We start from the raw sequence: 13,565 nt of genomic DNA, 5'->3' as shown, positions 1-13,565 counted from the left end.
TTGCCCTGCCTAAAGGCAGGTTTTTTCTGCTTTTTACACTACCGCTACCGGCCTCTATATGTCCAGCTTTTTATTCTTACATTTTTGTGACGATGCTCTTAGGTTACTAGGTCTTTATTTTTCATCCTTTCAGGACTTTCCTCCGGTGGCTTTTTACCGCTGCCACCCAAACCTCCACAGTGGTCTCACACGGCTTCAACAGGGCTGGTCTGTGGCTTTGCTGGTGTTGCTCCCTACCCGGCTCTCAAAACCGCACACAGCGCTTCACAAGCCGAGTTGTGGGTTTGTGTCCCAAAACGAGTTCACCCCTCCCCCTAAAGGGGGAGGGGCTGGTCTGTTCTCCCATTCGGGTTGTCTCGGTTTGCTAGATTCCTCCACAGCTGGCTCACACCGCTTCAACGGGGCCGGTAACCCGTTTCGCTGGTGTCGTTCCCCTACCTGGCCCGCAAAATCGCACACAGGCTCTCATAGGGCCGAGTTTGGTTTTTGCCTGCTTCCTGGCGCATCTCAGGAGGATCACCCTCCCTTTCGGCAATCCCGTATAAGAACTCAGGCAGAAGAAAAAAATACCTCTGCCCCACTTTTCTGAAATGGAACCAGTTAAGTCCGTCATCCCATGCAAGCGTTTCTTCAAACCCAGTGGGGTGAAGGCCTTTTCTTTGTTTATGCGGCGCAGATTTTGCGCTGCCAAAGGCGGGCTCCAGAACATAAGCTCCACGGTATTTTCGCACACAAACAGCGAACCCGGCCTGTCCTGGGCCGGGTTCTAAGCTATCACCTCATCTTTTATTAGGGGGAGAACCTCGGTGCTTTTCCGAAGGAAAAGACGGACTTCTCAAGTCCGAGAGGTTCTCTTGGGTCGAGCTGCTGCTCGACCTTGCCCCACCCTGTCCTGCTCCAATCTGTACGCCACGGCTTCGTGGATGGGCCGTATCGTGTACAGGAGCACACCGTTTTTTACTTTGCCGTCTCTCCCTTGGACGGTGGTCTTCTCTGTGTCGATGAGTCTCTTCTCCTCCAACCGGTGCACATACTTCCGCACCGTGTTGGGGCTCATCCCTGTGCATTGGCCGATTCGCTTAAAGCTGGGCCAGCATTGATACGTCTCCCGGTCCTCGCAGAATAGGAGGTAGGCGTACACTGCGATTTCCCCTTGGTCAAGCCCCAGCGTAAAGATTTCGTTGGGGAGGGTGAAATACCGTTTCTTCACGTCACGCCCCGGGAATGTCCCCCACGTTTTCAGCTTTCCGGCCTCGTGTTTCTTTCCACCCACTGGCGGAATTTCTCTTTCGGAACCACCATGCGGGTGCCGATTTTCAGGACAGGAAAGCCCTCGCTGTGGAGCAAGTCGTACGCCCCGGCCTGGGAAATCCCCAGCACCTGAGCCACCAGCTCCGCGTTCAGAAACAGCGGGAGGTCTTCATAGGATTTGTAAGCGGACTCTTTCAAAACACACCTCCTAGGTTTCGTTTACCATAATTGTACCGCCATGTTTTCGGCTATGTCAAGGAGGGTGTCAGTTTTGACAGGGGCACTAGAAAGCCATTTTTCGGACTTTCTGAAAAATTTACAGTTTGTTCATTTAAGGGCACACTCGGAAAGGACGCAATTTGGAAAAGGCTATGTTACTCCTATATCTCACAGCAGGATCAGACCAGAAACCCGGAAATCCTAAAGCCTTTGTGATTTTAGCACTTTGACATGAACTGGACAGAGTATGAGTTGCTAAATATTACCTAACTATCTTTTTTGCAGATGCGCCTGGTTTACCGAAAAGTTTCTTCCAAAGCTTTTATAAGTTCAGTACCTTTTGCAACTTTGCTATCTCCGCCAAGACTTTCATATTTAGCAAAAACGGTCTTGGATATACCCAAGATATATTCGTCAGTGTATGCGGATACATCAAGAGATTTGATATCATTGGAAGTGATATTAGACCTATTTATATCTTTCGCAACAGCATAATACAAGACATAAAATAATATATCGTTGGTTTGAGCTTGAGAATATGTAGAAGACTGTTTTAAGCACCGTTCAACTGTCTTCCCCAGTCTGGCCGCATTATAAAACACATCTAAGTCTTGATTCTTTATATACAATGCCTCATATATTTCATCTTTTGTTAATAATGTAGACGGTCTGGCTCGAGCAGAATCCGGCCTATGCAATATAAGGGAAATCATGCATTGAGAGAGAAATGAAACACTCACTATTTCGGCGCTCTTTTTGCCCTGATTCCTATAATAATTTTTCCGGCGATCATAATACAATCCCCGCCTCTTCAGATAAAGTTCTATCTGCAAATGGATTGGGTCATTAGCTCTCAAGGAAGATTTTAAGATGTTAGTTTGGTTATTTGTTGCTAAAATAATACGATCTCTCGAATCCTCGCTTTCTGGCACAATAATTCTGACTAAAACATTCCGCTTTTCATTTTCTGTTTTTTCGGGATGGGCCTGAAAGAAATGATAAATTTCATTTGAGGTTTGGAGCCCATTGACAACCGCTGGTTCAGTTAGCACCAATTCTTTGCTGGTCGCAAGAATTGCCTCGTCCGCAAGCAATGTAATACCATTATTGAGCCACCAAAAATCTTCACCGGTCGAATCGACGAGCGTATTTTGTATATCTTGATTAACTGCATTATGGCCTTGATAATCACGAACATTGGCCTCAAAAATATACTTGCGCAGGGTTCCATCCTCCGAAACAATAAACCGATAATATTTTTCCAAATTAACCAGAGCTACATAGTCTTGGTGCGTACCAATATTTATTGGTGTTTCAGCTAACGGCAGATTAAGTTTATGCTCCGGTTGGCTTTGAGCAGCACGGAGCAACTTTTCTGCACCCCAGAATTTAACTAATACGGTTGTTTTGGGGCTTGGATATAGGCTTTCCACGATTTTAATCAATTCGTTTGCCTGCGCCTCAACATTGGGGTGAACTTCATTTGCAAAGGATGCATAATGAAACGAAATATTAATTTTGGGTGTATAGCGCAATAACTTTACATATAAATTTCGGAACAGTGCAAATGCATTTAATACATCCTCGTTATATCTCGCTTGATACCGAGAATCATCTATACCAATTTCCAATAGATTTGAGGCCGTTGTTTTCCATTTCATTATAGCGTCTTCCCCAAATGAGGTTTCACGTTTAGCTTGAACAACCATCAACTCTATAGCAGATTCCTTGCCTACAGAAATACTTTCTAAAATGTCCTCGGTCACATAAGTTCCATTGAAAAGAATGTATATTGAATCACAACCGCCGTCATTTCCACTTCCAAGAACACCGCTTTCGATTTCTTCATCGCTCAATTCCACATTCTTCAAAATGTTTTTTGTAGAAAAAAATTCAAAATATTGTGATTGATCCGTATATACCACATTGTCTGCAAAATCTTGTTGAAAAAGTTCTTCTAAAATACGTTGACTATTCGTTGCTAATTTCATTTTCTTCTCCTTACAACGCTTTCATCAGTTCCACAAACTGGCTCATGCTTACGGCACCTGGCAGGAGGTTATCTCCATCTCGGAACACCATATAGTAGCGGTACTGATTTCCGGCAGCGTGTCTCCAGGCCTCACCTAGTGCAATTTTCTTCCGGCTCTCATCGTTTGTCAGGTGTTTACCTTTTGGCTCCACCAGAATGATTTTCCCGCTGTGTGTCATCACAATAAAATCCGGGTAATGATTGATAAAACCATTGATACGGAATTCTCGCTTAGATATATTTCTGTGCCACCACTTGACATTAGACAGGGCGGTCAACTCTCTGACCAGGGCCGACTCCAGCTTGTCCATGTTACCTTCTTCCGCCTGATACAAGGAACCGCCGTAAATATTTGTGCTGGTAGTGGGGTGAATGTACATGGGCAGGCGGTAGGACGGTTTGCAGACGATTCGCTCGGTCTCCAGCCAGCGTTTGAACGTCTCCTGGTAGTGTTGAGTCAGCAGAGAGTCGATCTTGTCCTTGATCTTTGCCGCATAGCCCAGAGGGGCCTTTTCCATGCCTGCTAATTGATCTTTGTCCATATCGCCCACAATGCGGTCAATATAGCTTCTCAGCTCGGCAGCGTCCACCATGTTCAATTTGTTGAGCTGGTGGAACATTAGATCCTTGCACCTGTTGATCCGGCTCTCCGGGGGCAGGGAGTTGAAGTGCTCCTTAAAATATCGCTGGTCTGCCTCGTTCATTTTAAATGCTCTGGGCAAGCCACCCTCCTTTTCCCGCACGTCTATCTCCGCAATTTCGTCATCGGCGGCGGAAAAGTCAATGTCATAGGCCTTCCCTTTCAGGGTGAAGTCCTCGGCAAGCTGGTCTTTCTCCAGCAATTCAAATACCCCATCGCTAAACAGGGAGACCGGGACGACCTGGAAAAACTGCGGAATCATCAATGTCTCAATATCCTGCTGAAATTCCGGTTTTACTTTGAATGTAGTCACTTGCTCCCGCACCTCCCAGGCAAAATCCTGCATATAGGGGTCCCCTGCGGTTTGGCTTACCGCAGCGTTGTACTCCTGTCCGGCACGCTCCGCTTGTTCCAACATGGCGCTGCCCTTGGTTGCAGCCTCGGCTGGACCTGTCTCAGTCTGGCGGCGCTCCAGCTCCTGGACGACAGCTTGGGGATCAAAGTCCAGGAACTCCTCTGTGTCGTTGGATTCCTCGGGAGCCGGCTGCGGGATCTTCAACTGCTCCGGCGTGGGTTCCGGCTCCTTGGGCGCAACAGGGTCGGAGAGGCGGTAGTCCTTATCGCTGAAACCAGCACTGTTCAATCCCTAGATGATCTGCTTTACGGTTTGGTCAAAGTCGTTGGAGGAGGTCAGCACATAGGACATATTCAACGCCGGGCGGCTGTGCTGGGTGGTGTGAGGAAGCCGCAGGATACGCCCCAGAATCTGTTCCACATCCACCTGGCTGGTCTTATTGGCAAGGGAGGCCAGAATATAGGCAAAGGGGCAGTCCCAGCCCTCTTTCAGTGCGTTGACCGTGATAATGTATCGGATGGGGCAGTCGGGGGAAAGCAGATCCCGGTTTTTCAGTTCGTTGACGTCGGCGGTGCGAATGGCGATTTGCTCAGCGGGGATGCCGGTCTCCACCAGCTTGTCCCGCAGTTTTTCAAAGGTGGTGCTCTCCTCCTTGCCCCTGGGCTGGGCCTGGAATAGCACAATGGGGCGGATATACTGCTCAGACTGCTCCGACCTGGACTGGGCCAGTTCCTCCAGCCGATTTCTCAGGTCGATGGCGTCGGTCAGTACTTCGCCTTGGTTGTCCCGGTTGTAGACGATCACCGGCAGTTTCACCATGTTTTCCTTTTTTGGCTGCACGGCGTCCACATAGGAGATGATATTGCTCTCCTTTTTCGGTGTGGCAGTCAAGTCCAGCACGAAACAGGGATTGAAGTTTTTCAGCATTTCCAGGCTTAGTTCCGAGCGTGCATGGTGACTCTCGTCCACGATCACCAGGGGGGAGAGCTGGTTGATGATCTGAAACAGGGCGGTCTCGTCCGCCTTTTCAATGGGAAATTCCGGCTTGCCCAGCGCCTTGGAGAAGGGCTCCAGGTTGCTGTTCTCCTGGTAGGCTTTCAGCCCCTCTTTGCCCCGGCCCCGGAAGGAGTCATAGGACAGAACCATGACGGAAAGCTGTTCCGTCACGGCGGTGGGGTTAAAATTCTGCCCGTTGAGCAGCTCCTGCTTGGTGTAGACCTCCACCCGACTGCCAAAATCGGCATTGATCTTCTGGCGGTAGTCGTGGGACGGATCTTTCAACGCCTTCACCGTCTGGGAGAGGATGGCGTCCGAGGGCACCAGCCATACCACCGCTTTCGTCTTGGTAAAGGGCAGGGCGTCAAAGATAGGCCGGATGGCGTTACAGGCCAGAAAGGTCTTCCCGCCGCCGGTGGGCACTTTGAAGCAGAGGTTGGGCACCCCGGGCATAATATCCTGATACCGCCCCAGGGAGGGGGCGCTTTTCTCCTGCCAGAAAAAGCGGAAGGCGGCGGCATAGTCCCGGGTCTCATTCAAAAGCTGTAAATAGCGATTCAAGTCCGCAATGACTTTCTTCTGATATGCTTTCAACTCCATTGTGTGCCACCTCCTTGTCTTGGAATTTCAGTGGGCAAATATTTTTCAACAGCCTTTACTATTTCATTGCGAAGATTTCCATTAAGCAAAGCCAGAATTGTGCTGCAATATTCCTTATCATTTAAACCAAAGAAATGCCCAATGGAGCTGATTAGTCCTTTCTCATTAAACACACGCAATACACCTGCATAATCTGCCCTATCTAAAGGCTCTCTAAATTTTGATTCCTGCTCGGATTTTGTTTCTTCGTAGTCAATTGTCTGTAATGCAGCGTTTAAACTGGCCTTGGCCTCATCATCGCTTTTCTTAGACAATTCGATAGAGGACAATTGGTACTTCAAGTGTGCAACTACACTTTGGCAAATTTGTTTATCAATTTGCTTTACAAATCTGACATTAACAATGTAATCTTTTATGCTTGCAAAAACTTCATCTGGATTCCGTCCCAGATGTGTAGCAAACAACCGTATCAATTCTTCCACCAAGAAAAGGTTTTCCACCTCCGCAACATCGAGCGTATATATGAATTCTGTTTTGTATTTGTTAATTTCATAGTCAGAGCGGTAATCACGGTCAATAAGTCCATATACTTCGCAATGGTGCAGTGTAGAATTATTTCGGAAGGCTTTTGTTCGTGCAATCACTTGAGTACAGCTGCCGCAAGCAATTACATAATAATCCGGGTATAGGATCGTATATAGTTGTGTATCGTAGCTGCTCTTTTCTCCCTCGACAAACAGTACATTTTTTCTGCTTCCTAAAATATCAAAGAGAAGCTCCTCCGGAAGTTCATTATCTAGAATTTTTTCCAACTTCCAGTGAGTTCCGTCAAACTCTTTGATCCAGATTTTATCAGATGGCCCGTGAGCTGCAGCAAATTGTGTATCATGGGTAATGTAAATGAAGAAACAGTCTGGTCTATATTTTTCGAGAGCAGACCATAAACGGTTCATAATCGAACGGTGAAGGTGCACCTCAGGTTCATCAACAATAAGGGTTTTATTTTTCGGAACACAAAGTACCTGTGCAACTAAGTATAGGACAGCACGTTCTCCATCACTCATTTGAGTCGAACTATATGAAATTAAATCATCACCATGGGCCAGAAGTGCAGAGAACTTTGCGTCTTCTACTTTTAGTTGTCGCTGAGGAAACACTTCGTCCCATACCAGAATCAATCTGTCAATTGCAGTAAGGGGTGGAGTTGGGATTTTTGAATGATTTTTAATTGCATTTTTATATTGATTTACAAATTTCTCGTTATCATTATTCTTTAGTGCAATTAATGCTGCTAAGACATTATCAAAGTCATCTATAAGCCTTGTTGTGTATTCTTTTCCCCAGTTCCACCGATACCCTTTGCCCTTTTGGTTTGCTTTATTATCTGTCCCATAAAAAACAAAATCCTCTGCCTGGGAATAGCTCTTTAGCGGCACATTTTCTTGGAAGTTTAAATTTCTTTGAGCACCGATTCGATGCACATCCTCCATATTTTGCTGCTCGATCCATGCCCCTAATTTGCTTTTTCCAGACCCATTTGCACCTATAATAATGAGCGAGTTAGAACTCGTTCCATATTCTTGCTTATTACCATTTTCGTCCGGCAGATAATATTGAAAGGCCATGCCAAGCCCACCTCCCTTACAGTCTGCTGATGTCTCTAGGGATCTTCTTGAACACGATCCCCATCTGGGCCAGCTTGTCCGCCCCGATGGAGCAGCGGTCGGCGTAGATGACCGTATTGCCGCTTTTCTCCGTGATCGTGGACAAGAACGGATAGTCCAGTACCGTCACCTGCTCCGGCTCGTAGTAGAAATAATAGCCGGTGTCGTTGCAGGTCCCCAGATAATAGGGGTTCTCCCCGGCAGCCGGGGCATAGGGCGCTTTGGTCTCCATGAACCAGATGTACTCCCGGATCTTCTCCGTCCCCACGGACTCGTTGAGGCACTCCCCGATTAGCAGCGGCTCCCCCAGATCGTAGAAGCTGAAACTGCCGCCGGTGCCCTCCACCGCCTTTTTGCCCTCTCCATAGCCGTCAATCACCCGTTTAACACGCTCAGCGGTAATGCTGTCGGCGTAGTCCATCATTTCCACCAGGATGAATTTACGGTTGCCGCCGTCGGCCTGGTTCATGTTCAGCACCGCATGGGCGGTAGTGCCGGAACCAGCGAAGGAGTCGAGAATTACAGCGTTTTCATCGTTATGTAGTGATATAATCCACTCGATTAGTGGTAATGGCTTAGGAGTCTCGAATATTTTGCTCCCGAAAATCTCTTTAATTACCGCTGTAGCATCTGCGTTTGTTCCATATCCGTCAAGCCAACTATTCCACCCAAAAGATTTTTTTGCATCTCTAATTTTTTCAAATGGAACTAACCGCTCTGTTTTCCCATCAACTATGACACCTTCATCATAAGGGCACATTTCCCAGTGTGCATATTCTGGATTTTTGAGAATTTGAGCCATATACTCATTATCTTTTCCTAAACGCCACCGTCCTTCTTGCCCATCATTTTTAATAGGGTAAACATCTTCTCCATTTGGTGCTTTAATGGGAAACCACAAGTTAGGGCGATCTTCTCTTAAAGAACCAGCTCCCCATTTCCTTAATTCACGGCCTTTTCTGTATTTCCCAAAGGAATCCTTTAAATCTAATACCCCTGTGGATTTTTCTTCTTTACAAAGATTGGAAGTGTCATTTTTTACATAGAACAAAATATATTCATGGCCTGTGCGTAAAACTGTTTTATCCTTACCCCCGCTTGGCTCGGAACGCCAAGGAGCGCAAGCAAGCCTGTGCGAAGCGCCAAAAATTTCATTCATAATCGTTCCAAGGTTATATAGCTCATGGTCATTTATCGAAATCGCAATCAGTCCGTCATCCGACAGAAGTTTATATAACAGTTTTAATCGGGGATACATCATACAAAGCCACTTATCATGGCGAGTCAAGTCCTCCCCCTCTTTGCCGACCACCTCACCCAGCCACTTTTTGATTCTGGGGTCGTTCACATTGTCGTTGTAAATCCACCCCTCTTCTCCGGTGTTATACGGTGGATCGATATAGATGCACTTCACCCGGCCCTCATACCGGGGCAGCAGGGCTTTCAGCGCCTCCAGGTTGTCGCCCCGGATGATCATGTTCTCACTGCCGTTGTCCTCGTCGTGCTGACCGGCCTCGTCATAGCTGTACCGGCGCTCCAGCACCCGGAAGGGCACCTCCTGGTGGTGGTTGATGACTTTATCTTTTCCGATCCATTCAAGGGTGGGCATAGCACTTTCCTCCAAAGATACGCGTCACCGCGTTTTCCAAAACGATTGCATGTTTTTTATCAAAGACCGATTTTCAGTCATTTTTCGATGTTGTTGTTATTATTTTACCAGAGCACACAGAAAATGTCCATAAGTCAGGGCGAGAAGTAACACAAGATATTGTGTTTTTCTCCAAACTTTCCGCTTTCCAGCGCACTATTGGCCGGTACCTGGATTTTATGACCCTTTCAATTTCATGACTTTCTTGTCTTTGAAAATTCCCCACTCCACCACCTTCCCCGCGTTGCTGGCGGGGTGGGTCACATAAGCCACCAAATGTGTGCAGTGCTCTACCATCCAGCGGTTGGCACGAGGAATGGCAAACCTGCGGGGAACGTTCTCCATCCCCGGCGGATACAGGCTGCCGTCAAAGCCTGGCGGCAGGGTGACCGGTCTCTCCCCGGGATGGTAGGCCAAGAGCATTGTCAGCCGCACTTGGGGATGCAGCTGTTTTGCCGCAATCACCGCGCGAGCTGCCATGCGGTCAAAGCTGTCGTGGTTGCCCACATAGAACTCCGTCACGCCTTGGGTGATAAGCTGCTCCACCGCTTGTTCCAACGCTGGGTAAACATGTTCTGGCGTGTCACGATGGCCAATGAAAAAACAACTTTTTTGTTCATATTAACCCAAAAGGGGTAAGATTTTCAAGACGTGCTGGGTATCCTTTTTCTTAGAGAAAGAGGTGAAGCCCATGGACATTGGAGAAGCGGTAAAGCAACGCATTTTGGGACTTTGTGCAGAACGAGACATCTCTATCAACAAACTGTGCACACTTAGCGGCGTAACTCAATCCACTGTGAACAATATTATCAGCGGACGAAATCACAGCGCCACTGTGTCCACCATTAAAAAGCTCTGTGACGGCCTGGGCATCACCATCGAGGAATTCTTTCACTCAGAGCTCTTTCGAGATTTAGAGCAAGAAATCAAATAATTTGTTGGATGAAAATAGCCCCTGCATTGTCGTTGACAAGGCGGGGGTTCGACTTTCTCTATTCTTTGTTTATACCGGCGCAAATTTTGCGCCGCTGCCGGTTGACCCATTTTTTCCCGCTCCTCTCCCCTGACCCACTTTCTGACCCATACCCTGACCCAGAACCGGTCACCAGCCAGTGGAACAGCCACCTCTATGTGGGGTATGTCTTGCGAAAACCGCCAGCCAACACCCCTGGAAAGGGCCCAACAGGCCTGTATGTTACGGCTAACCACCCCTCATAACCCGAAGGTCGTAGGTTCAAATCCTGCCCCCGCAACCAAAAATCCTTGCTATCCCGTCTGGGGTGGCAAGGATTTTCTGTTATGGAGCACGATGTGAGCCCAAGACCTTTCCGCTTAGGGGCCCGCGCTCATAACCCGAAGGGCGAGTGCGTGCCGGTGGCACGCAAGCTACGAGCCGACCGAGGCGGCAGCCGAGACCGTAGGTTCAAATCCTGCCCCCACAACCAAAGACCCCAGGTTTTATTACCTGGGGTCTTCTCTTGCTTTTTGTGGGATACTGCCAGCACTCTCCCTTGATTTGGCGGTATCTGTTGTGTAAATAGCACTGTTTTTTCTGGAAAATCGACAGGAAACAACCACCTCTGAGCCTTGCGACTCTGGGGTGGTTTTTGCTTTCTTTTGGGAGTTGACCCAGATTTGACCCATTTTGGTTTGGCCGGAATCTGGGTCAAATTCTGGGGTGGATACCATTGGATAGGATCGGCGGTATGGTTTTTCGGCCAGCCAGATGGCTTCTCTCCTACATTTTTCGCTTTGCCTGCTGCGGGCTGTCATTCTTTTCCCGGCGCCATATATGAAGGTCGCATTCCTGCTAGTGCTGGTAGCCTGCTGAAAATGCTGTATCTGGCCATGATGGATATTACCAAAATATGGAGCGAACGGCGGCAAAATTGGAGCCTAATCCACCTCCAGATGGTCATCTATTTTGCCGAGCATATGCCCGAGCAACACCGCTTAGACAGGATGTCAAGGACACGCTGAACGGCTGTGTCCCCCTTGGCATCCGCCCCCCACCGTCGTTATGTTATTGAAAAGACGGCAACCGAATTTCCCCGGCTGCCGTCCTGAATGAATTTTACTCTATTTGCACCCAAGTTGGAGTTCACACAGATTTTGGGATTGACCCGAAATCGATTTGTCTACATTGGTCACAGCCCACGTTTCATGGCCGTTGGACGCTCCTGCCAGACTTTTTCTATTGCACCGATCAGTGCTTTTTCCTTCTTTTATCCACTTGGAAAGTAGATGGATTTTACCAGAGCATATAGCCGCCGTCGATGAGGATATCAATGCCGGTCGTAAAGCTAGAAGCATCCGAGAGAAGGTAAACAGCTGCACCAACTAACTCTTCGGCTTTAGCAACACGGTGCATAGGAGTTGCACTCAAATTATGCTCCGCAATACCCGGGTCTGTCAACTGCATAAAATTCTTCACATTACTCATGCCTTTTTCCAAAAAACCCGGAGAAATGCTGTTGACTCGGACGTTATAGGCCCCCATTTCTGCAGCGATGCATTTGGTCAGGTGATGAACGCCTGCTTTGGAAATTCCATAACCAGCCATCGTTCTGGGTGGGTAGTTGCCAATGTATCCACTCATGGATGCGATGTTGACAATAGAGCCTCTCTTGCGCTCACACATCTTTTTCCCAAACCACTTGCAGCAGGAATAGGTTCCCACCACATTGATATGCATGAGCCGATCCAAATCCGCATCGCTGTAATCAAATACAGTTCCATGATGGTTGATACCAGCCACATTGAGAAGACCATCCACAGGTCCGAGATCTTCTTCCGCCTTTTCGCTGACCAATTTCACGTTTTCTTCGTCGCCAATGTCCAAAGCGTACACAGAAACTTTTATCCCGTAGTTCCCCTCAAAATTGTTTTTCAGTCCATTCAGCTTTTCTTCGGTTCCCGGCATATCCATAAGGGGCAGATTTGCACCAGCTTGCGCCAGTCCCTCGGCAAAGTGCATTCCAAGGTTTCCTGTAGCCCCGGTTACAGCGATATTTCTCCCGTTCATCTGAAAAGCTTTCATTACATCAAACATGGAACCATCTCCTTTTTAAAACAGCTTTTTTGTTATTATAGTGCCCCCAGAAGTCCCCACCAGGGGATAAAAAGGAGCCCCATTGCAACCAGAAGAAGGACGCATCTTAGAAGATTCAATTTGATAAAATCCTTGAATCGGAACATTCCCATTGCGAAGAATGCCATGGTCCAGGAATTCTGATAGGGCATTACATACATATCGGTGGAGAGCAGCAAAGTATTGATCGGGCCTAACGGATTCATTCCCAGGTCTGCACCCAGCTGAGCTAACGGCGCTGCCAGACAATTGATTAGGGCCAAGGGAGCCATCACAAGTTTTCCAATAATTCCCATGCCGAAGATGGTGTACGACACGGTATAAACATCTGCATCCTGAAGCAGCGAAGAGAGCAAGTCCGTTACCAGCTGATCAAACCCCAAAGAGCTGCCCACAGTCCCGATGCTACAACAGGCGACCATGAACGCGATAGTGCCCATATTGACCTTGGTAACCGCTTCCTTTTTTCCTACATTAATGCCTGGCAGAAACAAATAAACCACGGCCGCAATGAATCCGAACAGGGTATCCAGCCCGTGCCAACTGCTGGTAAGGATAAAAAGAAACAGGAACAGAAGCGAAATCGCTGCCTTTTTTTCAACCAGCGTGACCTTTCCTAGCTTTTTGTACTCTTCTACAAAGTACTCCTTTCCGCCAGCAATATTTACTCCTTTGTCTTGTATATCCTTGTGAGAATAAACAAAAAGATTAGGCAAACCAAAATGTACGGCGCCATAAAGAAGGGAATCCGGGTATTGCCGAAACGGAATCTTCTGTCCCTGTCGGGCAGAATCATAGAACAGAATCTGGTGGGCCACCTTGTGCATCGCCGTATAGTTAATCGCACCTTTGCGGATAACAGTTCCTGCTCCATGAGAATGGTTTTCCCGTCCAAAAAATAAAAAAGCTCTTCCTATCCTCATGGAACACTTCCACTCCAAACTCCGTAGGGGCAGTCATTTCCAGGATGAAACTATTGCGGGAAAGGTGAAAACGCTCCACAGAAAGATGAAATCGGTTTTCCGCCACATACTCGGGATCTATCTAGTCTACATTTTCTTCTCGAACA

12 protein-coding genes are annotated in these 13,565 nt (G+C 47.7%); 2 read left to right on the top strand and 10 right to left on the bottom strand.

Translation table 11 applies throughout. The features are described 5' to 3' along the window. Positions 1–835 precede the first annotated feature (835 nt). The 8 genes from ODJ80_RS12065 to ODJ80_RS12030 form a co-directional block, all read right to left on the bottom strand. Complete coding sequence (locus tag ODJ80_RS12065) at positions 836–1,273, bottom strand: helix-turn-helix domain-containing protein (protein WP_317619927.1); 438 nt, start codon at positions 1,271–1,273, stop codon at positions 836–838. Next, positions 1,240–1,449, bottom strand: a complete 210-nt coding sequence (locus tag ODJ80_RS12060) for a helix-turn-helix domain-containing protein (protein WP_022335509.1) — start codon at positions 1,447–1,449, stop codon at positions 1,240–1,242. Before ODJ80_RS12060 ends, ODJ80_RS12065 begins: the two co-directional genes overlap by 34 nt. A 317-nt stretch (positions 1,450–1,766) precedes the next feature. Then, positions 1,767–3,461: an AIPR family protein gene (locus ODJ80_RS12055; RefSeq protein ID WP_263042296.1), complete on the bottom strand. Its 1,695-nt coding sequence runs from the start codon at positions 3,459–3,461 to the stop codon at positions 1,767–1,769. Positions 3,462–3,471: 10 nt separating this feature from the next. Next, positions 3,472–4,785 (bottom strand): hypothetical protein, encoded by a 1,314-nt coding sequence (locus ODJ80_RS12050; protein ID WP_263042295.1) that lies wholly within the window; start codon positions 4,783–4,785, stop codon positions 3,472–3,474. Between the two features lie 3 nt (positions 4,786–4,788). Next, complete coding sequence (locus ODJ80_RS12045) at positions 4,789–6,093, bottom strand: DEAD/DEAH box helicase (RefSeq protein WP_263042294.1); 1,305 nt, start codon at positions 6,091–6,093, stop codon at positions 4,789–4,791. Then, entirely contained in the window at positions 6,084–7,718 is a 1,635-nt protein-coding gene (locus ODJ80_RS12040; RefSeq protein WP_263042293.1) for a DUF4435 domain-containing protein, read from the bottom strand. Before ODJ80_RS12040 ends, ODJ80_RS12045 begins: the two co-directional genes overlap by 10 nt. Positions 7,719–7,734: 16 nt before the next feature. Beyond that, complete coding sequence (locus ODJ80_RS12035; protein ID WP_263042292.1) at positions 7,735–9,366, bottom strand: site-specific DNA-methyltransferase; 1,632 nt, start codon at positions 9,364–9,366, stop codon at positions 7,735–7,737. 216 nt (positions 9,367–9,582) lie between these two features. After that, a complete protein-coding gene (locus ODJ80_RS12030; RefSeq protein ID WP_263042291.1) occupies positions 9,583–9,963 on the bottom strand; it encodes a hypothetical protein in 381 nt (126 codons plus the stop codon). Between the two features lie 133 nt (positions 9,964–10,096). On the opposite strand from ODJ80_RS12030, the gene ODJ80_RS12025 reads away from it, so the two are divergent. Continuing rightward, on the top strand, positions 10,097–10,339 hold the full coding sequence (locus tag ODJ80_RS12025; RefSeq protein ID WP_263042290.1) for a helix-turn-helix domain-containing protein: 243 nt from the start codon (positions 10,097–10,099) through the stop codon (positions 10,337–10,339). 701 nt (positions 10,340–11,040) lie between these two features. Continuing rightward, positions 11,041–11,385: a hypothetical protein gene (locus tag ODJ80_RS12020; RefSeq protein WP_263042316.1), complete on the top strand. Its 345-nt coding sequence runs from the start codon at positions 11,041–11,043 to the stop codon at positions 11,383–11,385. Positions 11,386–11,656: 271 nt separating this feature from the next. Here the strand turns inward: ODJ80_RS12020 and ODJ80_RS12015 are convergent, their stop codons facing one another. Beyond that, positions 11,657–12,457, bottom strand: coding sequence for an SDR family oxidoreductase (locus tag ODJ80_RS12015; RefSeq protein WP_263042289.1), 801 nt, complete (start codon positions 12,455–12,457; stop codon positions 11,657–11,659). A 35-nt stretch (positions 12,458–12,492) separates the two neighbouring features. After that, positions 12,493–13,419: an SLC13 family permease gene (locus ODJ80_RS12010; protein ID WP_263042288.1), complete on the bottom strand. Its 927-nt coding sequence runs from the start codon at positions 13,417–13,419 to the stop codon at positions 12,493–12,495. Positions 13,420–13,565: the final 146 nt, after the last annotated feature.

Origin of the sequence: Acutalibacter sp. LFL-21, from assembly GCF_025630755.1 — a bacterium.
GTDB lineage: Bacteria > Bacillota > Clostridia > Oscillospirales > Acutalibacteraceae > Acutalibacter > Acutalibacter stercoravium.
Note: the sequence above shows the minus strand (reverse complement) of the source record. Positions and strands in the feature narration are given on the sequence as shown.

Coding starts and splice junctions, on each gene's coding strand:
- ODJ80_RS12055 (WP_263042296.1), bottom strand. CDS start 3,461: ATGAAATTAGCAACGAATAGTCAACGTATTTTAGAAGAACTTTTTCAA.
- ODJ80_RS12045 (WP_263042294.1), bottom strand. CDS start 6,093: ATGGAGTTGAAAGCATATCAGAAGAAAGTCATTGCGGACTTGAATCGC.
- ODJ80_RS12040 (WP_263042293.1), bottom strand. CDS start 7,718: ATGGCCTTTCAATATTATCTGCCGGACGAAAATGGTAATAAGCAAGAA.
- ODJ80_RS12035 (WP_263042292.1), bottom strand. CDS start 9,366: ATGCCCACCCTTGAATGGATCGGAAAAGATAAAGTCATCAACCACCAC.
- ODJ80_RS12025 (WP_263042290.1), top strand. CDS start 10,097: ATGGACATTGGAGAAGCGGTAAAGCAACGCATTTTGGGACTTTGTGCA.
- ODJ80_RS12015 (WP_263042289.1), bottom strand. CDS start 12,457: ATGTTTGATGTAATGAAAGCTTTTCAGATGAACGGGAGAAATATCGCT.
- ODJ80_RS12010 (WP_263042288.1), bottom strand. CDS start 13,419: ATGAGGATAGGAAGAGCTTTTTTATTTTTTGGACGGGAAAACCATTCT.